Source organism: Streptomyces sp. NPDC091271 (genome assembly GCF_044757505.1).
GTDB lineage: Bacteria > Actinomycetota > Actinomycetes > Streptomycetales > Streptomycetaceae > Streptomyces.
The window spans coordinates 302,509-323,610 of the sequence record NZ_JBIVVD010000003.1; the positions used below are offsets into that span (position 1 = coordinate 302,509).

Sequence of the window (21,102 nt, forward strand, 5' to 3'; positions counted from 1 at the left end):
CACGATAGTCGTCAACAGGCCGTTGGGGAGGGGCTGTCGAGGAGTTGATGGTGCGCCCCGGCTGTGTCAGCTGGGGCGCACCCGCTCGGCATATGCCAAGGTCACGGTCGTTATGCCAAAGGCAAGGTCACAGCACCGCGTTGAGGAATTCGCGCGTGCGTTCGTGTTCGGGGTCGGTGAATATTTTTTCCGGCGTACCGGACTCCACGACCCGTCCCGCGTCGAACATCAGGACCTTTTCGGACACGTCCCGGGCGAAGTTCATCTCGTGGGTCACACAGAGCATCGTGATGTTGGTGTTCCTCGCGATGTCACCGAGGAGCTCCAGCACGCCCGCCACCAGCTCCGGGTCCAGGGCCGACGTCACCTCGTCGAGCAGCAGGATCTCCGGCCGCATCGCCAGCGCGCGGGCGATGGCGACGCGCTGCTGCTGGCCGCCGGAGAGCTGGGAGGGATGGGCGTCGATCTTGCCGGAGAGCCCGACCAGGTCGAGCAGCTCCCGGGCCCGGGCCTCCGCCTCGTCCTTGTCCATGCCGAGGACGTTGACGGGCGCCTCGGTGATGTTCTGGAGCACCTTCATGTTCGGGAAGAGATTGAACTGCTGGAAGACCATCCCGATCTTCTTCCGGGACTCCCGTAGCTGCTTCTCACCGGCGGGCTTCAGCGAGCCGGAAGGCGTCCGCACGTGCGAGAGCGGCGAGCCGTCCACCCAGATCACGCCGTCGCTGACCTTCTCCAGCGTCATCAGGAGCCGCAGGATGGTCGTCTTTCCCGAGCCGCTCGGTCCGATCAGCGTGACGTGCTCGCCACGCCGCACGGTGAAGTCCAGCTCGTCCAGGACCACATGGTCGCCGTACCGCTTCACGACCTTGTCGAAGCGGACCAGCGGCTCGACGCCGGTCAGCGGGGCGTCCGGAGCCGTGTCCGCGGGCCCGGGTTCCTTTTCGAGAGGTGCGGATTCAGTGGCCAAGGCGCTTCTCCAGCTTTCTCATGAGCAGTGAGGTGGGGTAGCTCGCGACCAGGAAGACCAGTCCGGCGAGCGTGAACACCTCGGTGTACACGAAGTGGTCGGCTCCGTACTTCCGGGCTTCGAAGACCATTTCCTGCACCGTGATCACGGCGAGGAAGGGGGTCTCCTTGAACATCGAGATCGCGTAGTTGCCGAGCGCGGGCAGCACGTTGCGCACCGCCTGCGGCAGGATCACGGCCTGCCAGGTCCGCCGCGGCGACATGGAGAGCGCCCGGCAGGCCTCCCACTGCCCCTTGGGCACACCGTCGATCCCGGCCCGGTAGACCTCCGAGGTGTACGCGGCGTAGTGGATGCCCAGCACGACGATGCCGATGGTCAGCGGCTCCACGGAGCTGAAGACGGCTGCCGCGCCCACCAGCTGGACCAGCAGCGGGGTCGAGCGGACGAACTCCGTCAGCGCCTTCACCGGCACGGTCACGAAACGGGACGGTGCCCGCCCGGCCACGGCGACGGCCAGCCCCAGGACCGCCGCCACGAGCGTGCCGAGCACGGTCGCGAGCAGCGTGACCCTGAATCCTTCGAGCAGCAGGGGAAAGGCGTCCCCGACGGCATCCCACCGGAACGACTGGTTCACCGGGCACCTCCCGCTGTGGCGGCGGCTTCCGCCGTGCGTGTCCTGAGCAGGCTGCCCGCACCGGTGTGCAGTCCCAGCCGCCGCTTGGCGGTGCGCTCCAGCATGTTCATCAGCAGCGTCAGCGCGTAGGCGAGAACGAAGTAGACGGCCAACAGCAGCAGATAGGTGAGGAGGCTCTCACCGCTCCGGCTGCGGACGTGTTCGATCGCGGTCATCAGATCCGCCGCGGAGAGCAGCCACAGCAGGGGCGTGCACTTCAGCAGCTGGATCAGCAGGTTGGTGAAGGACGGGATCATCTGCACCCAGGCCTGCGGCATGATCACCTTCCGCATGCGGTGGAAGGGCGTCATGTTCAGCGCCACCGCCGCCTCGTACTGCGCGCGTGGCACGGAGTTGATCGCGCCGCGCACGATCTCGGAGCCGTACGCCCCGTAGTTCAGCCCGAAGGCGACCACTCCGCAGACCAGCGGGGTGAGTTCGTAACCCGTGAGGGGCGGCATCGCGTAGTAGAGCCAGAACAGCTGGATGTAGAGCGAGGTGCCGCGGAAGAACTCCACGACGGTCCGGGAGACCCCGCGCACCAGCAGCAGCTTGCTGCCCGCGGCGAGGCCGAGGACGAACGACAGCAGCAGGGCGAGCAGGGAGCCCAGGACCGTCGCCTCGAGCGTCACCCACAGGCCCGACCTGACCTGGGGAAACTCTTCGCCGAGTATGGAGAGGAAGTCACTCATACGCTGGGGTCCGTCCTCGTCAGCCCTTGCACAGGTCGGCCGTCTTGAGCGTGGCCGGCGGAATCTCCGTGGCGCCGAAGCCGTACTCCTGGAGGAGCTCCACGTAGCGTGACTTGTCCGAGACGATCTTCTTGAGCTCGCGGTTGAAGGAGTCCCGCAGATCCTCGTTGCCCTTGCGGAACACCGCGCCGCCCGGCGAGAACTGCTTCGTGCCGTCCAGCTCGGGGACGAAGGCCTCGGTGACCTCGGTGTCCGGGTTGGTCTTGGCGAGCCAGCGCAGCGAGATGCCGGTGAGCAGGAAGGCGTCGATCCGGCCGCCCTTGACGGCGTCCGCGCCGTCCTGCGGCTTCTGCAGGGTCTTGATCTTCCCCTCGGCGATGCCCGCACCCTCGGCGTACGAGGCCTCGACAGCACCGGACATCACGCCGACGGTGACTCCGGCCGCCTTCGCGGACGCCAGGTCGGTGAGCTTCTTCGGGTTGCCCTTCTTCACCATCAGGGCGGTGGGGGAGATGAACTCCGGTTCGGAGAACAGGGCGTTGGCGCAGCGCTCGGGGGTGATGGCCATGCCCGCGCTGACGACGTCGTACTTGCCCGCCTGGAGACCGGGGATGAGGCCGTCCCACTCCGAGAGGGTGGGCTTCAGCTCGTCCACGCCGAGCGCCTTGAATATCTCCCGGTGCAGCGTGGGGGCCTCACCCTTGAGCTGCTTGCCCTCCATGTAGCCGTAGGGGGCCTCGTTGGCGTACGCGACCCTGACGAAGCCCTGCTTGCGGAGCTTGTCGAGCGCGCCCTCACCGTCCGTGGCGCCGGCGTCGGTCTTGCTGCACGCGGAGAGCAGGCCGGGAACGACGATCAGACCTCCCACAGCTGCCGTTCGATTGAGGAAGCCCCGACGGGACAGGTGAGGGAAGTCAGCCATGGTTCGCAATCTCCTGGAGAAATCGGGGTGTCGAACAGTCCGGACAGGGTGAGCACCTTCCCGCTCCCGGACGTCTATGCAGCAAGCGCTGCCATGTAACCGAACAGTGGCCGGAGGGTGACCTTCCCGTGTCTCGTCATGGGCGGAGGGCGACGACGGGTGTGCGGGGCGTATTCCCCGCCGCAAGCGGGTTCATGACTGCCCGTCACTCCGGACCGTCAGGCGTGGATGTCCGGAGAAGGTACGTAACCACGCACCATGTCCACCACGTTGGGGAGCGGCTCACCGGCCACCCAGCCCTCGTACATCGAGACGAACTGCTCGCCCAGCCGGTCCCGCCAGCCGGCGGTGTCGCCGCTCATGTGCGGGGAGACCAGCAGCCCGGGCACGTCCCACAGCGGGCTGGACGGAGCCAGCGGCTCCTCGTGGAACACATCGAGCGCCGCGCCCGCGATCCAGTGCTTCCGCAGCGCGTCGGCGAGATCCTCCTCGACGGTCATCGGGCCGCGCCCCACGTTGATGAAGTGGGCGGAGGGCTGGAGCAGTCCGAAGAAGCGGGCGTCGAACATCCCGCGCGTCTCGTCCGTCAGCGGGGCCGCGCAGATCACCCAGTCCGCGCCGGCCGCCAGCCGGCCCAGATCCTCGGCGCCGTGGATCGTGCGCCGGCCCGTCCGGCCGACGAGCGCCACCTGGACGCCGAGGCCGTGCAGCAGCCGCATGATCTCCCGGCCGACGGGGCCGGCACCGACGACCACGGCGCGGCTGCCGGCGAGTCCCCTGGTCTCCCGGTGGCGCCAACGGCGCTGCCGCTGGAGCTCCAGCGTGCGGGGCAGGTCCTTCGCGAAGGCGAGCACCAGCCCCGCGACGTACTCGGCGATGGGCAGCTCGAAGACGCCTCGGGCGTTGGTGACGACGGTGGGGGAGGCGGCCAGCTCGGGGCAGAGCAGCCGGTCGACACCGGCGCTCGCGGTATGCACCCAGCGGGGGCGTGGCCCGTCGCCCGGCCAGGCCTCGCGGACGGCGTCGGAGGTGAAGTCCCAGACGAGCAGCACATCCGCGTCGGGCAGCCGGGCGGCCAGCGTCCGCTCGTCGGCGTACCGGACGACGGCCCGGCCGGTCAGCCGGCCCAGGCGCGGTGACGGGTCGGTGTCCAGGACGAGGATCACGGGAGTGGTCATCGGAATGACCACGCTCGCACCGGGGAACACGCCCGTCAACAGGGCATCCGCCTACGAGGAGAAACCGCTGGTCACCCCGGTTGCGGGCGGCGGTATGGGGTGAAAAGGGGAATACTTGTCCCAGGCAGGGGCAGCGGTGGTTACGAGTGCCGACAGGACATCCGGACGCACGGGAAGGGTGGACATGACGACCGTAGGACTTCTCTACCCGGGCCACGCCGCGGAGGACGACTTCCCGCGGATCGAGGTCATGCTCGACAGCGACATCAGAGTGCCGCTCTTCCATACCGACATCGACGAGGACGTCCGCAGGGCCGACAACCTCCGAGCGGCGGGCTCGGCCGAGCGCCTGAGCGCCGGCGTCGAGGAACTGCGGCTGGCCGGCGCCGAGTCGCTGGTCTGGGCCTGCTCGGGCGGCAGTTTCGCCTACGGCTGGGCCGGGGCGCACGAACAGGCCGCGGACCTGGCCAGGGCCGCCGGGCTCCCCGCGTCCAGCACGTCCATCGCCTTCGTCCAGGCGGTACGCGAGCTGGGGGCCACCCGGGTCGCGGTCGCAGCGACCTACTCCGATGACGTCGCCGCGCTCTTCGCGGGCTTCCTGGGGTCCGGGGGCGTCGAGGTGACCTCGACCCGGGGCGGCGGCATCGTCACGGCGTCCGCGGCGGCCGACGCGGACATGGAGCTCGTGAAGGAGCTGGCCGTGGCCGGCGACCACCCGGACGCCGAGGTGGTCCTGCTCCCCGACAACGCCCTGCACACCGCCGCGTACGTCCCCGAACTGGAGGAACTCCTCGGCAAGCCGGTCCTCACCGCCAACCAGGTGGCGGTCTGGGAAGGACTCCGGCTGGCCGAACGCCGGATCTGGGCCCCCACGCTCGGCACCCTGTTCGCCACCCGGGAGCCCCCGCTGGGCGCCTCGGAGCCCCGGGGCATCGAGGTCCGGGAGTAGGCGTCCCGCCCCAGGTCCGGGGAGCGGTCGGGAATAAGCGGAGCCATCCTCCTGTTGGCACCCTCCGGTACACAGACGTAGCACCGGAGAGGCCGAACACGTGGACGAGAACCGAGGCGACGAGAACCGAGGCGACGGGATTCGCGGCACAGCGGGCGGTACGGCCTCCGTGCCCCTCTCCGTGCTCGACCTGGTGACCGTGGGCCAGGGCCGCACAGCGACCCAGGCCCTGCGCACCGGCGTGGAGATCGCCAAGCTCGCCGAGAGCCGCGGTTTCCACCGCTACTGGGTCGCCGAGCACCACTCCATGCCCGGGGTGGCCTCCTCGTCCCCCGCCGTGATCCTCGCGCACCTGGCCGCCCACACCGAGCGCATCAGGCTCGGCTCCGGCGGGGTGATGCTGCCCAACCACGCCCCGCTGGTGATCGCCGAGCAGTTCGGCACGCTGGAGGCGATGGCCCCCGGCCGTGTCGACCTCGGCCTCGGCCGGGCCCCCGGCACGGACGGCGCCACCGCCGCCGCCCTGCGGCGCACGGACCGGCTGAACGAGGGCGCCGACGACTTCCCGCAGCAGCTGGCCGAGCTGACCCGCTTCCTGGACGACGACTTCCCGGACGGGCACCCCTACGCCCGTATCCACGCCGTCCCCGGGCCCGTGCAGGCCACCTCGCCCGGTGGCGTGCAGTCGCCGGGCCGCCCGCCCGTCTGGCTGCTGGGCTCCTCCGGCTTCAGCGCCCGGCTGGCCGGCGTGCTCGGCCTGCCCTTCGCCTTCGCCCACCACTTCTCGTCCCGGAACACCGTGCCGGCCCTGGACCTGTACCGGGAGTCCTTCACGCCCTCCGCGGTGCTCGACGCCCCCTACGCCCTCATCGGGGTCGCGGCCCTGGCCGCCGACGACGAGCGCGAGGCCAGGCGTCAGGTGCTCACCGGCGCCCTGTCCATGGTCCGGCTGCGCACCGGGCGCCCGGGCCTCGTGCCGAGCCCCGAAGAGGCCGAGGCGTACGACTTCAGCCCCATGGAGCGCGAGTTCGTCGACGGCTGGCTGAAGGACATCGTCCACGGCACGGCGGACGAGGTTCGCAGCGGCCTTGACGACCTCGCCAAGCGCACCGGTGCCGACGAGCTGATGATCACGGCCAACGCACACGGCGGCGAGGCCCGGCTGCGCTCGTACGAACTCATCGCGGACGCCTACGGGCTGCCCCGCCTCGGCTGACCCGGTCAGCTCTCCGGTGGCCTCGTGCCGATCAGCTCGGCGATCCGCTCCGGGGCCACCGCACGGGAGTACAGCCACCCCTGCCCGGTGTCGCAGCCGATCCGGCGCAGCCGCTCCGCCTGGCCCGAGGTCTCCACGCACTCCGCGGTGACCGTCAGGCCCAGGCGGTGCGCCAGCTGCACCATGGCCTCGACGATCGTCTCGTCGGCCGGGCTGGGGTGCGCGCCGTCCTCGTAGCGGAAACCGCGTACGAAGGAGCCGTCCAGCTTCAGTACGGACACGGGCAGCCGGCTGAGATAGGCGAGGTTGGAGTAGCCGGTGCCGAAGTCGTCGATCGCGATGCGGACCCCCATGTCGCTGAGCGCCTGGAGCACCCGCAGCGGCCTGCCCGACGACCCCATCACCGCGGACTCGGTCAGCTCCAGCTGCAGCAGCCCCGGTTCGAGGCCGGTCTCGGCGAGGATCTCCGCGACATCGGTCACCAGGTCGGAGTCCCGGACCTGGCGCACGGCGACGTTGACGCTGATGAACAGCGGCGGCTCGTCCGGGTGCTCCAGCTGCCAGCGGCGGGCCTGACGGCAGGCCGTGCGCAGCACCCACCGGCCGAGCTGGACGATCGTGCCGTCCTCCTCGGCGATCGGGACGAACCGGCTCGGCGCGAGCAGACCGAACCGCGGGTGATTCCACCGGACCAGGGCCTCCACACCCCGTACGACCTCGTCCGCCATGCCGACCAGCGGCTGGTACTCCAGGGTGAACTCCCCGCGCTCGACGGCCGGGCGGAGCGTGGAGGAGAGCGCCTGCCGGGTCATCCGGTGGGCGTTGCGCTCGGGGTCGAAGAGGGTCCAGCGGGCCCGGCCGTCGGCCTTCGCCCAGTACAGCGTGGTGTCCGCGGCCTGCATCAGGGCGGTGGCCGAGGTGCCGGCCGACGACCGCTCCACCACCCCGATCGACGCGGAGACCGACAGCCGGTGCCCGGAGACCTCGAACGGCCGCTGGAGGGCGGAGAGCACCGAGCGGGCGAGTTCGGTGAGCTGCTGCGTACCCGACGAGTCCTCGACCAGGATCGCGAACTCGTCCCCACCCAGGCGCGCCACCAGATGACCGCCGGTGCGCCGGCCGTCGGCCTCGGCGCAGTCGGTGAGCCGCCCGGCGACGGCGGCGAGGAGACGGTCGCCGGTGCGGTGCCCCAGGGTGTCGTTGACCGCCTTGAAGCCGTCGATGTCCAGGTAGCAGAGGCCGATCCGGCCGTGCGGGGCCGTCGACCCGTCCTGGTGCGGCGGAGCCTCCAGCGCACTCGCGAGCCGCTCGAAGAACAGGGTGCGGTTGGGCAGCCGGGTCACGGGGTCGTGTATCCGCAGATGGCGCAGCCGCTCCCGCATCTCGCGCCGGTCACTGACGTCGGCGACCGACAGCAGCACACGGCCGGCGCCGGTGGTCCGGTCGCCCATCGGCACGACGGTGACCTCGGCCCACAGGGGCCGGCCGTCGGCGTGCTTGAGCCGCCGGGTGCACCGGAGCCGGGGGCGGGTGCCGCGCAGGACCTCGGTGTACGCCCGCCAGGTGGGGCTGTCCGAGCCGAGATCGAGGAGGTCGGCCGCGGTCTGCCCGGTCAGGGACGAGGGGGCGGCGCCGAGCAGCCCGCCCAGCGCGTCGTTGGGCCTGACGATCAGGCCGTGGTGGTCGACCACGGCCATCGGGAAGTCGGACGCCGCGAACGCGGCGCGGTAGTCGCGCAGCTCGGAGAGGTTCGGCCTCGAATGATCACCCTGTGTGACCTCTGACCGTCCGGCGCCGGGAGCCGTGCCCGCCCGGGGCGTCGGCCCTTCGGAGGTTCCGCTCACCGCTCGCTCCCGCTGTGCAGATTGTCGTGAACAGGTGTGGCCGGGCAGCTGCGTGGAGTGGAGCGCCGCGCCGGAGGCGGGAACCACGCAGGAAAACGAGGTGAAGCATAGAGGGTGGCGCACCGGCCGTTCCAACGCGCCCGCCGTTTCGGACAGGGGGCACGCACATGGCCCACGCCTGCCTCACGCCTCTCCCGCTCGTGACACCCGCATGCGCGATGGCCGTAGATGATCATTTTTGTGCTGATCTGGACGATTCGGATTTCGGAGTGAGCAAATGTGACTGTCCGTAAGGGTGATCGTGTGCCCTTCAGGTGATCACCGGGGCCTCCGCTGACCCGTGTGAACCCGTGTGAACCCGTGTGGGGCAGCACAACAGGGCGTACGCCGCCGACTCGGCACAGGGTGAAGGGGAAGTCCCGCATTCGCCACCCGGAGGTAGATGTGCCGCGTCAGCGCAGACCCGGGGGATCGGAGAGGTCGAGGCTGCGCAGCGCGGCGGCTGCTCTCACGTCCCTCCTGGCGCTCGCCGCCACCGGACTCGTCGCCGGTCCCGCCGTGGCGGCCTCGCGCGACGCGGGACCGTGCGCCCTGCCGAGGACCGGGGCGCACCACTCCCTCGGCCTCGACACCTGGAACGGCGCCTACTCGCGCCCCGACCGCAGCCTCGACGCGGTCATGGTCTTCCTCTCGTTCCCCGACTCCGACCCCGTCGTGCCCCCCGAGGTGCTCGCCGCCGACTACTTCCCCTCCACCACCCGCTTCTTCCAGCGCGCCTCGTACGGGAAATTCACCCTGCGCGCCCACCCGCAGCGGCGGTGGACCTCCATGCCCCACCCCTCCACCTGGTACGGCATACAGCGCGACTGGGGCTCCGAGCGCCGCAGCGCCTATCTGCGTGACGCGATCGAGGCCGCCGACGAGGAGACCGACTTCTCCGCGTACGACATCGTCTACCTCGTCGCCGACCCGGACGCCCCGGGAGTCGACTCCGACGCCACCAAGGTCGTCAACTTCGACCGTCCGGTGCGCGCCGACGGCACGGACATCAGGCGAGTGGTCACCGTCTTCGAGGAGCACCCGCCGGACCGGAACGTCCTCGCGCACGAGACCGGACACGTCTTCGACCTGGCGGACCTCTACCACCGCCCGGAGGACGGGAAGGGCGACTGGGACACCTACGTCGGCGACTGGGACGTGATGGGCAGCCAGTTCGGACTCTCACCGGACCTGTTCGGCTGGCACAAGTGGAAGCTCGGCTGGCTGGACGGCGAGGAGGTCGTGTGTGTGCAGGGCGCCGCCGACCTCACCCTGGAACCGATGGCCGAGGTGCCCGTGCGCGGCGCGTCCCTCGGGACCCGGCTCGCGGTCGTCAGGACCGGCCCGGACAGCGCACTGGCCATCGAGGCCCGCAGCGCCACGGGCAACGACCGTACGACGTGCACCGAGGGCGTGCTCGTCTACCGCATCCGCAACGCCACGCCGTCCGGCGGCGGCCCGGTCGAGGTGCTGGACACCCACCCCGGCTCCGACGCCTGCTGGGACCGGTCGGTCTACCCACCGCTCGCGGACGCCCCGCTCCGGGAGGGCGAGCGCTACACCGTGCCCGGCGAGCGCATCCGCATCGACGTCGCCGACCGCACCCGGTCGGGCGCCTGGACCGTCCGGATCGCCACCGGGACCTGACTCGCTCCGGCACACGAAGAAGCCCCCTCGCTTCCACGAGGGGGCTTCTACCGTCGGTGCGCCGTCAGGGACTCGAACCCCGGACCCGCTGATTAAGAGTCAGCTGCTCTAACCAACTGAGCTAACGGCGCCTGCTGACGTCGTAGACATTAGCACCCGGATCGGCGGGAGGAAAAATCGAATTCCCGGTGGTCGACGGGGCCGCCGACCTGCCCACCCTCACACAGGCCCACAGCAGCACGTCCGGTCCCGGGAGCCAGGGGTTACGGGTGTCCGGGGCGACCACCCAGCGGGGCCCGCCGGCGCCCGCGCCGCTGGTCAGGGGTGGAACGGTGACCGCGTCCCCCGTGCCGTGACAGAGCACCGGCGGCAGGGCGCCCTGCCGCCGGCGGCCGTCGGCGGAACCCGTGCCCCACTCCTCCCAGGCCAGCAGGGACGGCAGCCGCTGGGCCGTGCCGGGGGAGGCGAACAGCAGCATCCGGCCCCGGTGCGTGGCGACCGGGCCCGATCCCGGCCCCTCCGCCCAGAGCTGCTCCAGCATGCGCCTGCCGAACAGTGCGGGGACGCTCACGACGTCGAACGAGGAGCCGCACGGCAGCACACCGGGGGAGCAGGGGCGGGCCTCCCACTGCGAGAGCGTGCTGCGCGGGTAGGCCGAAGCGCCCGCCAGCCACGCGGCACCGGACGCCGTGACCTGGGCGGCCCTGTCGTCGGCCCGGCGGTCCACGCGGTCCCGCAGCAGGGCGAAGATGTCGACACCGTCACGCGGGGCGGCAGCGGTCCGCAGGGTCGTTTCGTCATTCAGCCATGCGCTCATGCCGACATGTCTACCGGCCGTGACGCTCCTGTTCCCCAGAGTTGCCGAAAGCCGGACAGGACGGACCCCGGCGGAGTATCTTGCCCGACGGCATATGCCACGGGTGTACCCGCAGTGACGGACGGTCGTGCGCTGTCAGGGGCCGCCGTGGGCTCCCGGGGTCAGGGCGCGGGGTCGTCGAGCAGGGACCGGCCGAACTCGATCATCTTCTTGGCGTAGTCCTCGGTCCACTCCGCGCGCTCGGCTATGTCGGCGGCCGTGAGCCGGTCGAACCGTCGCGGGTCCGCGAGCTGGGCGGCGGCCACGGCCTGGAACTCCACGGCCCGGTCGGTCGCCGCCCGGAAGGCGAGCGTCAGCTCCGTCGCGCGGGCCAGCAGCTCCTTCGGGTCCTCCATCGACTCCAGGTCGAAGAAGTGCTCAGGATCCGCCGCCGCCTCCGACGGCTCGAAGAGCAGCGGCGCCGGACGCAGCCTCTGCCGCTCGTTCCGCTCGGGTTGTGCCATGTGGTGTTCCTTCCTCGTACGGCCGGACGGCCACCTTCCATTGTCCAGCCCGGCGCAAGGGCGCAGCCCAGGACCGCCCGCCGCAGGAGCGCTGCCCAGGATCAGGGCGCCCCATGCACACGGTGCTCGGCGAGGTGGGCCAGCACCGCGTGGTTCGCCTCCCAGCCATCCGGGAACTTCACCGTCACGCCCAGCTGGACCGGCTCCGTCGACGGGTGCTCGTCCAGCAGGTCGGCCACCCCGGCACGGCACACCACCACGCAGGCGTGCCGGTGCCGCGAGGCCAGGACGCACAGACGGCCCGTCTCCAGATGGAAGGCCGTGGCGTCCGGGCGGCCCGACAGCGGGTGCAGGACCACGGTCACATCGAACTCGCGGCCCTGGAGCCGGTTCGCCGTGTCCACCGCCACGCCCGACACACCCAGCTCCGCGAGCGCCGCCCGCACCGCGGCGGCCTGGTCGCGGTGGGCCGTGCCGACCGCGACCCGCTCCGCCGTCACCGGGACCGGATCCGGGCCGCGCTCGCTCGTCGCGGCGCCGCCCCGGTCCAGCAGCCTGCGCACCACCAGGGCCACCGCCCGGACCGCCTCCGGGTCCGTGCGCGGGGTGTGCCGGGCCGGGAGCTCCAGCAGCCCCCAGCCGGACTCCGCCGCCACGTCCAGCACCCGGTCCGGGCCCGACCCGTCCGAGGGCACGCCGAACGACAGCCTCCGGTCGCCGTGGTCCGTGCCGCTGCGGAACGGGGTGTACGGGTAGAACGCGGCCGAGACCAGGGGAGCGGCCGAAGCCGGCAGCCGCCACGACACCGGCAGCCGGTGCTGCGGCAGCTCGGGATTGTGCGCGAGCAAGGTCGAGACGGCGCTCGCCGACGGGTCGTACGACAGGCCCGCCCACTGGTCGGCGCCCACGATCGAGAACGGGTCGAGCTGGCCCGGATCCCCGACGAACAGCGCCCGCTCGAACAGTCCGGCCACCGCCAGGAGGGCGTCCGACCGCATCTGGTACGCCTCGTCGACGATCGCGTGCCCCCACGGCTCCACGTTCTTCACGTGCGCCCACTTCGCGGCCGTGGAGATGACGATGTCCAGGCCCGCCAGATCCGCCGCCTTCGCCGACTTCCGTACGTTGTCCAGGCCGTCCAGGACCTTGTCGTACGGATCGGCGTCGCTGCTGTGCAGCCGGCCCACCGGCAGGTCGGGAGCCTTCTCCGCCAGCCGCACCACCAGATCGTCCACCTGGGCGTTGGTCTGCGCGACCACCATCAGCGGGCGGCCCGCGGCGGCCAGCTCCAGCGCCGCACGCACCACCAGCGTCGACTTCCCCGCGCCCGGTGGAGAGTCCACGACGATGCCGCGCGCCGTGCCGCGCAGGGTGTCGCCCAGGATCGCGTCGGTCGCCCGCGCCGCCGCGGCGCCAGGGTCGGTAACGGCTGTCACAGGAGGTCCTCCGCGGTCACGGGATCGGGCTGCTCGGCGTGGCCGGTGGAGCCGGCGGCGCCCGGCGGACCGCCATGGGTCCACGGGGTGTCCTCAGGATCGGGCAGCTTGGGACCGCCCCGCTGGTCGTGTTCGAACAGGGTCCAGGCGATCCGGTCGCCAGGCTCGGGCACCGAACCGGGCGCGGGCTCCTTGCTCCGGCCCATCCGGTCCGTGATCCGCAGGACGAGGTCGACCGTGCCGGCGCTCCCCGCGTCCTCCGCGGACTCGGTGGCGTACCCCACGAACTCCGCCGTCTGCGGTTTGCCCTCCAGCGAGCGGTACACCTTGGTGCGCTCGCCGAGGTGCGGGCGCTCCTCCGTCCGCACCGTGACCAGGGGGCGCGGCGAGGGCCGCTTGGACTCGCTGTACGCCATCTCGACCTCCGTCACCTCCCCCATGAACGCTTCCCCCGCCAGCCTGCGGCCCGCGAGCACCAGCGGGTCGTCGAGCGCCTCCTGGGCGTCCAGCTGCGCCTGGGCCGTCTCCCGCGAGGCCAGCTTCTGCGCGGCCGTGACCGCGTCGTCCCGGCGCGGCTGCGGGGGCTCGCCCGCCCGCACCCGGTCCCGGTGCGCGGTGAACGACCAGCGGTCCCTGGTCCAGCGGTCCTCCGCCCTGGTCCCCTCCGGCAGCTCCCGCAGCAGGTCGAGCCCTCGCCACACGGCGTCCCAGGTGGGCAGCAGCACCCCCGCGAGGATCGACCTGATCTCCCGCTCCGCACCGCTCAGCTCACCGAGCCGGGTGTCGGCGTCGAGGCCGTCCTCCGCGGCGGCCAGCGCTTGGCGCGCCCGGTCGTACCGCTCGATCGCGGGCGCCAGCAGCCTGTTGTCGAACGCCGGATCCGTCGCCGGTCCGGCCGGCGGGCAGACCAGCTGACCGGCACGGTCCCGCTCCAGCTCCGCCCGGAGCGCGGCCTCCGCGCCGGACTCGCCGGCCGGCGGGTCGACCCAGGCGAGCAGTGCGCCGAGATGCTGGTCCTCCAGGCTGCTCTGCCCGGTCGCCCAGTGCCGGTTCAGCAGATCCGTCGTGGCCAGCAGCAGCGAGGAGCCCGGCACCCGGGCCCGCTCCCCGTAGTGCGTCAGCCAGCGGCCGAGCAGCGGCACACGGGCGGGAGCCGGATAGGGGGTGTCCGGATCGTCCTCGGCGGTACGCCGGAACCGCATGGACCGCCCGAGCAGCCGTACGAAGTCGAGGCCGGCCCTGCTGGGCACGATCAGCTGGGCCGCGTCCGCGCACAGCTCGACCTCGACCTTGACCTTCTTGCCGGTCCCGGGATCGACCTCGCTGCGCTCGGCGGGCTCGACGACATCGGCGTACGACTCGATGTGCGGCAGCACCGCCTCGGCCAGCTCGGCGAGGAACGCGAACCGCAGATCGCGGTCGCGCGGCTGGGCCACCACCAGCAGCCGGGGCGCCGCGCGGTCCGTGCCCACGAGCGCGCCGAGCGGGGCGCCGGCCTCACCGGCGGTCGTCAGCGGCACCAGCACGAGCGGCCGGTCGGTCAGATGACGGTGGCGGACGGTGGCCAACGGCTGGGCCCGGCCGCTGTCGACGGCCTCCAGCCGGGCGAGCGTGCTGATCAGCGACATGGAACGCCGCCGTCCACACCGGCCAGCGCTTCGGCCCGCAGCGCGGCGGCCCGGCGCAGTGCGGCCACCGTCGGGTCGGCCGGGTCGCCCTCCTTGCCGGCCGCCGCCGCCAGCACCCCGGCGACCGTCGTCAGGCCTCCGAGCTCGCCCCGCACGCTCCGGCCCAGCGACTCCACCGCGCCCTCGGCGCGGGCCTTGGCCCGGCAGTGGAAGGCCAGCTCGCACGCGGCCAGGCACTCGGGGGCGTACGCCGCGGGGACCGCCTCGACCGCGGTGCCCAGCTCCTCGGGGGAGCAGCCCGGGTCGAAGGTCGTGCCCTCGGGCAGGGCGGCCGCGATGTCCTCGACACGGGTCAGCCGTGTCAGCTGGCGGCTGGTGACGGCACGCTGTTTGCGCACGTCCACGACAGAGGCGGTCGGCAGGTTGGAGAAGTCCTTCGGGCAGACCAACAGGACCCGGTGCGCGACCTCGGCGCCCTCCGTCTTCGCGGCGATCCGCTCCAGCGCCAGGACGTAGACGGCGGACTGACGGGCCGCCGCACCGACCTTCGCGGCGTCCGCCGAGCTGTCGATCATGGGGAAGGACTTGATCTCGACGACCGTCCAGGTGCCGTCGGGGTGGACCACCACGGCGTCCGGCTCGAGGTAGGCGGGTGAGCCCGCGACCTCCAGGGCCAGCATCGGATGGTCGAGCAGCGCCCAGCCGCCCGCAGCCGTGGCCTCGCGCAGCGCCAGCGCCGTACGCGCGGCGCGGCCCTCGGGGCCTGCGGCCGTCAGATCGGGCACCACGGCCGAGGCCGGCGCTTCGGCGCCGCCGCCGAGCCGCTCGACGAGGAGGCGCAGCAGCTCCGTGCCGCCGTCGGCCTTGACCTTCGCCTCGAAGGCGTTGCCCCGCACGAACGCGAACTGCGACTGGCCGAACGCGGCGGGGGAGCCGAGCGCGGTGGCCAGCCCGGCCTTGTCGACGCCCGCGCCGTCGAGCAGGGCGCGCCGCTTGCAACCCGGGTTGGCGGCGAGCGCGGCCAGCGCGCGTGCGTCGAGCGGATGCGGCGCGACGGCCGGACCGCGCAGCTCAGCGAGCCGCTGCCGGAGCGTCGTCGCTGGCTTCGACTGCGGAGCGGGTGCGCGCGTCGCTGGAATCTGCGGAGGCGGTCCGCCGGCCGGGTATTCGCTCACCCGCGGAAGTCTTGCATCCGTCACTGACAATCGTGGATCCCGTGGGGGTGCGGGATGCGGGCACCCGTGCGAACACCGCCCTCACCCGGTCCTTGACGCGGTCCGCGATCCGCATGAACGGCCTGGTCAGCAGCGCGCCGACGGCCATCACGGCGGCGCCGGCCACGGCGTCGAGGAAATAGTGGTTCGCCGTGCCCATCACCACGAACACGGTGACCAGCGGATAGGCGATGCCCGCCGCCCGGACGAGCGGGTGGCGGCCGTGGCGCCACAGCAGAACGCCGCACCACACCGCCCAGCCGACGTGCAGGCTCGGCATCGCCGCGTACTGATTGGTCATCCCGCTGAGTCCGCGCGGGGCGCTCGCGCCCGCGCCCCACCACCCGTACGCGCTGTACTGCGCCATCGTGTCCACGAAACCGTGGTGGGCGTCGAGCAGCCGGGGCGGACAGGTCGGCATCAGCGTGAAGCCGACCAGCCCGAGGAGGGTGGAGGTCATGAGCCAGGTACGGGCCGCCCGGTAGACGGCGGTACGGCGCCGGAAGATCCAGACCAGGACGGCCGGGGTGACCAGGTAGTGCAGGGAGGCGTACGCGAAGTCGGCGGGTATCCCGAGCGCGGGGTTGCCGGTCAGGAGCCGGTTGAGGGGGTGCTCGGCGTTGAGGTGCAGCGCCTTCTCCAGGCGGAGTATCGCGAGCCCGTTCTCCACGGCCGCCGGTATGTTCTCGTGGACCAGCAGCCGGCCGGTCGAGTACAGCCCGTACACCACGGCGATCAGCGGAAGCTCCGTCCACCAGCGGGGCCGGTGACCGGAGGACGGTGTCGCGGCGGTGGCGTGCGGCATCCGGTAGCTCTCCCCAGTGTTCATGCGGTCGACGGCGGGCGTTCAACCGTACGGTGGTCGTATGCCCTGATTCCCCCCGGGGCCCGTCCCACGCGGACGGCCCTGGTCATGCGTGGGGAGGGACGCGCACTCCGCCCCGCAGGTTGCCCGTGGAGCCTGTGGGAGATGATGGAGCGGGGCCCGATCCCGCACCGGTCTCCCGGCCGGCCGCTCGCGTCCGCCGCCCCGTCGCCGTCCCGGACACCGCCGTCCCGGACCCACCAGATCCTAGGGTCCCCGGATCTTCGGATCTCCGTATTTTTCAGGGAGAGCCGTCATGGCACCGCGAATCCTGCTCGCCCGGCACGGCCAGACACAGTGGTCGGTCCAGGGCAATCACACCGGCAGGACCGACATCCCCCTCCTCGACACCGGCCGCCAGGGCGCCAAGCTGCTCGGCGAACGGCTGCACCGGGAGCCCTGGGGCGGACTGCCCGGGGTCGAGGTGCGGACCAGTCCGCTCGTCCGGGCCGCCGAGACCTGCGCGATCGCCGGATTCGGCGAGCGGGCCCAGCCGTGGGACGCGCTGATGGAGTGGGACTACGGGGATTACGAGGGCCTGACCCCGGCGCAGATCAAGGCGGACCGGCCGGACTGGCTCATCTGGCGCGACGGGGTCCCGGGGGGCGAGAGCCTCGCCTCACTGGCGGCCCGGGCGGACGAGGTCGTCGAGTGGGCGCGGTCCGCGGACCGCGACGTGCTGGTCTTCGCGCACGGCCACATCCTGCGGGCGCTGGGGGCGCGGTGGTTGGGCGAGGACGTGTCGTTCGCCGCGCGGATCCGGCTGGAGCCCACGTCGCTGTCGGTGCTGGGGTGGGCGTACGGCCTCCCCGCGCTGGAGCGCTGGAACGACACGGGCCACCTGGACCGCTGACCGGGCCACCGTTCCAGGCGGGCACATCCAGCCCGCGGGCTGCAATTGGCCGGCCAGGGCTGGAACGTGCCGGGCGGGCCGGGCCTCACGCGTCCGGGGGCAGCTCCTCGTAGCGGGCCAGGAGGGCCGTCACCTCCGGGCCGCCCCGAGGACGGAGCACCCGTACGGCGCTCGACAGCATCCCGCGGATCCGGGAGGACTGCACCCGGTCCAGCAGGTCCAGCACCTGGTGGCCCGCCGCCGCGGCCTCGTCGGCCGTGCCCGCCCGCGCCAGGTCACCGGCGAGCTGCGCGCGGTACAGCGCGAGGTTCCGGGTGAAGTGCGGGTCCTGCAGCCGGGTCGCCCGCCGGGCATGCCGCGCCGCCCGGGGCCAGTCACCCAGCGCCGACCAGCACTGCGCCTCCAACAGCTCCATCTCCGCCTCCCGGAAGAAGGTCATCCACTCCGGGTCCGCGTCGCACGGCCCGCGCCCGAACGCCGTCTGCGCCCGCCCGATCGCCTGCTCGCACCCCGTGCGGTCGCCGAGCCACGCCCTGGCCCCCGCCTCCCGCAGTGCCAGCAGTGCCAGCAGCCGCGGGGAGCCGAGCGGCCTGGCCGCCCGCTGCCCGGCCTCCGCCGCGCGGACGGCCTCCCGGGCCCGCCCCGTGTCGCGGGCCAGGAACGAGGCGTTGCAGAACGCGTGCGCCTCCAGCGCGGCGTCCCCGGCCAGCCGGGCCGTCGCGAGCGCCTCCGCGTAATGGGAGCGCGCGTCGTCGAAGCGCCCCGAGTCGTGGGCCAGCCAGCCCACGGAGATCGCCAGCTCACCGGCGCCGGCGTGCAGCCGGTCCGCCGTGCTGCGCCGCGCCGTGGTCCCGGAGTCGAGCAGGGCGTACGCGGCGCGGAGCGGCTGGGAGGCGCGCCGGTAGAGGCCGTCCGCGCCGTGCCGGTCGTCCAGCAGCCGGATCTGGCGCACGGCCTTCTCCACGGCGCTCACCTCGGCTTCGCCGATCCGGCGCTGCGCGGGGACGGTGAGAGGGCCCGCGGCGGACGCATGGCCGCCCAGGCCCAGGGACGCGGCCGCCACAGTGGCGGTACCGCTGGTCATGAACACGCGACGCAGCACGTCGCTCTCCTCGTGGATCTCGCTGTCGAGCGCGGGGGGTGTGGTGGGCGGGGGCAGAGGTGTCGTGCGGGCCCCCCGGCCGCGCACGCTCTCGCGCGCCGAGAAGCCCAGGTCCGCGAGGCTCGCCCCGGGGAACATGTGCAGGAACACCCGTTCGTACGCGTAGTTGGGGCAGCGGATCTCGCCGGACTCCACGCGTCCGATGTACCGGGCGTCGCACGCGACGTGTTCACCGATCTCGCGTGCGGCCCGGCGGACCGCGGCCGCGAACTCCCCGGCGGAGCGCTGTCCGCGCAGCCGCCGGAAGGCGAGGTTGGGAACTGCCCGTGTCGACACCATGGCGGGGCCCTCTCTGGTGCAGCCGGGCTCCTGCTTCCGGTGTCCCGGCGGAGCAAGAACGTACCTGCTGTGACGGACCGCACACGCAGCGTTTAGCTATAAAGCGGACATCTCGCCCGTGATCCGCCATGAACTGCCACCCTTTGCGGCGGCGTGCCGCCGTAGCCCTTGACGCCGTCGGCGCGTTGGTCCATGAGGAGACGGGGCGCGGCGCCGTCTCGTCGAGACGAGAGGAGGGGTTCCCTTGCCTCACATGGACAGGGCCCCGGAGACCACACCGTGCGACCTGGTGACCGTCCCGGCGCGTCAGGGCCTGGAGGCCGTGGACATCCTGCGCAGGGGAGCGGAGAACGAGCCCGTCGGCCCGGTCCTGCACGACGGAGCCTGCGCCGTCCTCGGCTTCCTGGTGCCGCCCGGTACGGCGGAGGCGTGGGACGTACCCGGCAGTGCCTGTACGCGGACAGACGGCCGCGGGCTGCGCGTCCCCGCCGAGCCGCCCGTCATCGGAGGGGGGTGGCTCCTGCCGCCCGCCCAGGAGACCCCGGTCACCGATCCGGCCGTCCTCCGGGCCGCCCTCGACCAGGCGGCCAGGCTCATCGAGGCGGCCGACAACTGCCGCTGAGGCCATAATGGCCAGGTGGGCGGAGTTTCCCGCCGTCGCCGGCCCCACCGGGGAACCGGCCCGAACCGGTGAGCAGTGGGGACGAGCGCGCGTGGCACGTCGAGGAGCGGACCGGGGCGCGAGCGACCGGAAGCGGTCCGAGCGCCGGCAGGAGTCCGTCTCCGCGACGGTGGACGGCGGCCTCGCCGAGCTCGTGCCCGACCGTGAGCGCCCGCGCGCGTGGACGCTGCTGCTGGACGGCGCCCCGCAGTCCCATGTGGACCTGGACGATCCCGCGTACCTCTCGTTCGAATACCAGCGCAGGCTCGGCCATGTCATCGATCTCGCCGGCCCGGCCGGCCGGCCCCTCCAGGTGGTGCACCTCGGCGGCGGAGCCTTCACGCTCGCCCGGTACATCGCCGCGAGCCGCCCGCGCTCCACGCAGCAGATCGTGGAGATCGACGCACCCCTCGTCCAGCTGGTGCGGCGGGAGCTGCCCCTGGACCCGCAGGCGCGGATACGCGTCCGCTCCGCGGACGCCCGCGCCGGGCTCGGCAGGATCCAGGACGGCTGGGCCGACCTCGTCATCGCCGATGTCTTCGGCGGGGCCCGCACCCCCGCGCACCTCACCTCCGTCGAATTCCTCGCCGAGGTGCGCCGGGTGCTGAAGCCCGGCGGGCAGTACGCCGCCAACCTCGCGGACGGGCCGCCGCTCGCCCATCTGCGCGGCCAGATCGCCACGGCCGCCTCGCTCTTCCCCGAGCTGGCCCTGGCCGCCGACCCGACCGTCTGGCGCGGCCGCCGCTTCGGGAACGCGGTCCTGGTCGCCTCCGACCTGCCGATCGCCGTCGCCGACCTGACCCGGCGGGTCGCGAGCGACCCGCACCCCGGCCGTGTCGAACAGGGCCGCGCGCTCGCCGACTTCACGGGAGGCGCCGCGGTCGTCACCGACGCGGGCGCCAAGCCGTCCCCGGCCCCGCCGCCCGACGCGTTCTCGTAACCGGACTACTGGTCCACGGTCTCCACGACCGGCGGGTGCCCGTTCCAGGTGCAGAACACCGAGACCGTCGCGCCCGCCCCGTCGCTGAAGTCCACCCGGATCCACTCCGGGTTCGTCCACACCTGCATCGACCAGCCCGGCTCCGGCGTCGCCGAGACCAGCTTCGCCGAGGCCTCCGCCAGCTCCAGGACGACCCTTCCCCCACGCGTCGGGTAGCTCTTCACCTCGCCCGAGGCGGCCGGGGACGCGGGGGGCTCCGCCGCACCGCTGCTCGCGGCCGGCGGCCGGGAGGACGGCTTGCGGGAGGGCCGTGGAGACGCCGGGGCCGTGGAGCGGGAGGCGGTGGCGCTGGGCGAGGGGGAAGGCAGCGCGCGGTGCGTCGAGGACGACACCGGCTCGTCCGTCGACTGCGCGCCCCGCGCCCCCACCGAGATCGGAACCGCGCGCGGAGGGTCGTACGCCGTCCCCGACATGACCGTGTGCACGCCCCACCACGACAGGGTCACCGCCGCTCCCGTGGCGAGCGACCACGCGATCGCGTGTACGAGTCCTCGTTGCATCGGGCACATCCTGCACCACCCGCACACGTGCTGTCCTGGAGGGGACTCCGTTAC

At 72.6% G+C, this 21,102-nt stretch carries 20 protein-coding genes and 1 tRNA gene; 6 read left to right on the forward strand and 15 right to left on the reverse strand.

What is annotated here, in order from left to right; genetic code table 11:
- Positions 1–127: 127 nt before the first annotated feature.
- The 5 genes from ehuA to ACIQM3_RS13200 form a co-directional block, all read right to left on the reverse strand.
- A complete protein-coding gene (gene ehuA / locus ACIQM3_RS13180) occupies positions 128–970 on the reverse strand; it encodes an ectoine/hydroxyectoine ABC transporter ATP-binding protein EhuA (RefSeq protein ID WP_401623105.1) in 843 nt (280 codons plus the stop codon).
- A complete protein-coding gene (gene ehuD, locus ACIQM3_RS13185) occupies positions 960–1,604 on the reverse strand; it encodes an ectoine/hydroxyectoine ABC transporter permease subunit EhuD (protein ID WP_401511845.1) in 645 nt (214 codons plus the stop codon). The genes ehuA and ehuD overlap by 11 nt, the downstream gene beginning before the upstream one ends.
- Positions 1,601–2,335, reverse strand: a complete 735-nt coding sequence (gene ehuC, locus ACIQM3_RS13190) for an ectoine/hydroxyectoine ABC transporter permease subunit EhuC (RefSeq protein ID WP_401623109.1) — start codon at positions 2,333–2,335, stop codon at positions 1,601–1,603. Before ehuC ends, ehuD begins: the two co-directional genes overlap by 4 nt.
- A gap of 19 nt (positions 2,336–2,354) precedes the next feature.
- On the reverse strand, positions 2,355–3,257 hold the full coding sequence (gene ehuB, locus ACIQM3_RS13195) for an ectoine/hydroxyectoine ABC transporter substrate-binding protein EhuB (RefSeq protein WP_401623112.1): 903 nt from the start codon (positions 3,255–3,257) through the stop codon (positions 2,355–2,357).
- 218 nt (positions 3,258–3,475) lie between these two features.
- Positions 3,476–4,435: a D-2-hydroxyacid dehydrogenase gene (locus ACIQM3_RS13200; protein ID WP_401623115.1), complete on the reverse strand. Its 960-nt coding sequence runs from the start codon at positions 4,433–4,435 to the stop codon at positions 3,476–3,478.
- Positions 4,436–4,619: 184 nt separating this feature from the next.
- On the opposite strand from ACIQM3_RS13200, the gene ACIQM3_RS13205 reads away from it, so the two are divergent.
- Complete coding sequence (locus ACIQM3_RS13205) at positions 4,620–5,384, forward strand: decarboxylase (RefSeq protein WP_401623118.1); 765 nt, start codon at positions 4,620–4,622, stop codon at positions 5,382–5,384.
- Between the two features lie 100 nt (positions 5,385–5,484).
- Positions 5,485–6,600, forward strand: a complete 1,116-nt coding sequence (locus ACIQM3_RS13210; protein WP_401623121.1) for an LLM class flavin-dependent oxidoreductase — start codon at positions 5,485–5,487, stop codon at positions 6,598–6,600.
- A 5-nt stretch (positions 6,601–6,605) separates the two neighbouring features.
- On the opposite strand, the gene ACIQM3_RS13215 is transcribed toward ACIQM3_RS13210, so the two are convergent.
- Positions 6,606–8,444 carry a putative bifunctional diguanylate cyclase/phosphodiesterase gene (locus tag ACIQM3_RS13215; RefSeq protein WP_401623124.1) on the reverse strand — a complete coding sequence of 613 codons (1,839 nt, stop codon included), beginning with the start codon at positions 8,442–8,444 and terminating at the stop codon, positions 6,606–6,608.
- Between the two features lie 444 nt (positions 8,445–8,888).
- On the opposite strand from ACIQM3_RS13215, the gene ACIQM3_RS13220 reads away from it, so the two are divergent.
- Positions 8,889–10,130, forward strand: a complete 1,242-nt coding sequence (locus ACIQM3_RS13220) for a M6 family metalloprotease domain-containing protein (protein ID WP_401623127.1) — start codon at positions 8,889–8,891, stop codon at positions 10,128–10,130.
- Positions 10,131–10,187: 57 nt separating this feature from the next.
- On the opposite strand, the gene ACIQM3_RS13225 is transcribed toward ACIQM3_RS13220, so the two are convergent.
- The 7 genes from ACIQM3_RS13225 to ACIQM3_RS13255 all read right to left on the reverse strand — a co-directional run bounded on the left by ACIQM3_RS13225 (position 10,188) and on the right by ACIQM3_RS13255 (position 16,533).
- Positions 10,188–10,261: transfer RNA gene (locus tag ACIQM3_RS13225), tRNA-Lys, on the reverse strand.
- Positions 10,252–10,947: a hypothetical protein gene (locus ACIQM3_RS13230; RefSeq protein WP_401623129.1), complete on the reverse strand. Its 696-nt coding sequence runs from the start codon at positions 10,945–10,947 to the stop codon at positions 10,252–10,254. The genes ACIQM3_RS13225 and ACIQM3_RS13230 overlap by 10 nt, the downstream gene beginning before the upstream one ends.
- Before the next feature lie 161 nt (positions 10,948–11,108).
- Positions 11,109–11,450 (reverse strand): hypothetical protein, encoded by a 342-nt coding sequence (locus ACIQM3_RS13235; RefSeq protein ID WP_203186437.1) that lies wholly within the window; start codon positions 11,448–11,450, stop codon positions 11,109–11,111.
- Between the two features lie 101 nt (positions 11,451–11,551).
- A complete protein-coding gene (locus ACIQM3_RS13240) occupies positions 11,552–12,886 on the reverse strand; it encodes an AAA domain-containing protein (protein ID WP_401623132.1) in 1,335 nt (444 codons plus the stop codon).
- The gene (locus ACIQM3_RS13245; RefSeq protein ID WP_401623135.1) at positions 12,883–14,514 is read right to left on the reverse strand and encodes a hypothetical protein; all 1,632 of its coding nucleotides are present in this window, start codon (positions 14,512–14,514) and stop codon (positions 12,883–12,885) included. The genes ACIQM3_RS13240 and ACIQM3_RS13245 overlap by 4 nt, the downstream gene beginning before the upstream one ends.
- Positions 14,505–15,689, reverse strand: coding sequence for a hypothetical protein (locus tag ACIQM3_RS13250; protein ID WP_401623138.1), 1,185 nt, complete (start codon positions 15,687–15,689; stop codon positions 14,505–14,507). The genes ACIQM3_RS13245 and ACIQM3_RS13250 overlap by 10 nt, the downstream gene beginning before the upstream one ends.
- On the reverse strand, positions 15,586–16,533 hold the full coding sequence (locus ACIQM3_RS13255) for a phosphatase PAP2 family protein (RefSeq protein WP_401624339.1): 948 nt from the start codon (positions 16,531–16,533) through the stop codon (positions 15,586–15,588). Before ACIQM3_RS13255 ends, ACIQM3_RS13250 begins: the two co-directional genes overlap by 104 nt.
- Positions 16,534–16,849: 316 nt before the next feature.
- Here ACIQM3_RS13255 and ACIQM3_RS13260 point away from each other — a divergent pair, with 316 nt between their 5' ends.
- Entirely contained in the window at positions 16,850–17,446 is a 597-nt protein-coding gene (locus ACIQM3_RS13260; protein ID WP_401623141.1) for a histidine phosphatase family protein, read from the forward strand.
- An 85-nt stretch (positions 17,447–17,531) separates the two neighbouring features.
- On the opposite strand, the gene ACIQM3_RS13265 is transcribed toward ACIQM3_RS13260, so the two are convergent.
- Positions 17,532–18,887: a tetratricopeptide repeat protein gene (locus ACIQM3_RS13265; protein ID WP_401623144.1), complete on the reverse strand. Its 1,356-nt coding sequence runs from the start codon at positions 18,885–18,887 to the stop codon at positions 17,532–17,534.
- A 253-nt stretch (positions 18,888–19,140) separates the two neighbouring features.
- On the opposite strand from ACIQM3_RS13265, the gene ACIQM3_RS13270 reads away from it, so the two are divergent.
- Positions 19,141–19,509: a hypothetical protein gene (locus tag ACIQM3_RS13270; RefSeq protein ID WP_401624341.1), complete on the forward strand. Its 369-nt coding sequence runs from the start codon at positions 19,141–19,143 to the stop codon at positions 19,507–19,509.
- Positions 19,510–19,600: 91 nt separating this feature from the next.
- Entirely contained in the window at positions 19,601–20,488 is an 888-nt protein-coding gene (locus ACIQM3_RS13275; protein WP_401623147.1) for a spermidine synthase, read from the forward strand.
- A gap of 5 nt (positions 20,489–20,493) precedes the next feature.
- Here ACIQM3_RS13275 and ACIQM3_RS13280 read toward each other — a convergent pair whose 3' ends face one another.
- Positions 20,494–21,048, reverse strand: a complete 555-nt coding sequence (locus tag ACIQM3_RS13280; protein WP_401623149.1) for a hypothetical protein — start codon at positions 21,046–21,048, stop codon at positions 20,494–20,496.
- Positions 21,049–21,102: the final 54 nt, after the last annotated feature.

Excerpts from the sequence above, each read along its gene's own strand:
- ehuC (WP_401623109.1), bottom strand. The coding sequence starts at position 2,335 with ATGAGTGACTTCCTCTCCATACTCGGCGAAGAGTTTCCCCAGGTCAGG.
- ehuB (WP_401623112.1), bottom strand. The coding sequence starts at position 3,257 with ATGGCTGACTTCCCTCACCTGTCCCGTCGGGGCTTCCTCAATCGAACG.
- ACIQM3_RS13200 (WP_401623115.1), bottom strand. The coding sequence starts at position 4,435 with ATGACCACTCCCGTGATCCTCGTCCTGGACACCGACCCGTCACCGCGC.
- ACIQM3_RS13205 (WP_401623118.1), top strand. The coding sequence starts at position 4,620 with ATGACGACCGTAGGACTTCTCTACCCGGGCCACGCCGCGGAGGACGAC.
- ACIQM3_RS13230 (WP_401623129.1), bottom strand. The coding sequence starts at position 10,947 with ATGAGCGCATGGCTGAATGACGAAACGACCCTGCGGACCGCTGCCGCC.
- ACIQM3_RS13235 (WP_203186437.1), bottom strand. The coding sequence starts at position 11,450 with ATGGCACAACCCGAGCGGAACGAGCGGCAGAGGCTGCGTCCGGCGCCG.
- ACIQM3_RS13245 (WP_401623135.1), bottom strand. The coding sequence starts at position 14,514 with ATGTCGCTGATCAGCACGCTCGCCCGGCTGGAGGCCGTCGACAGCGGC.
- ACIQM3_RS13255 (WP_401624339.1), bottom strand. The coding sequence starts at position 16,533 with ATGCCGCACGCCACCGCCGCGACACCGTCCTCCGGTCACCGGCCCCGC.
- ACIQM3_RS13260 (WP_401623141.1), top strand. The coding sequence starts at position 16,850 with ATGGCACCGCGAATCCTGCTCGCCCGGCACGGCCAGACACAGTGGTCG.
- ACIQM3_RS13265 (WP_401623144.1), bottom strand. The coding sequence starts at position 18,887 with ATGGTGTCGACACGGGCAGTTCCCAACCTCGCCTTCCGGCGGCTGCGC.
- ACIQM3_RS13270 (WP_401624341.1), top strand. The coding sequence starts at position 19,141 with ATGGACAGGGCCCCGGAGACCACACCGTGCGACCTGGTGACCGTCCCG.
- ACIQM3_RS13280 (WP_401623149.1), bottom strand. The coding sequence starts at position 21,048 with ATGCAACGAGGACTCGTACACGCGATCGCGTGGTCGCTCGCCACGGGA.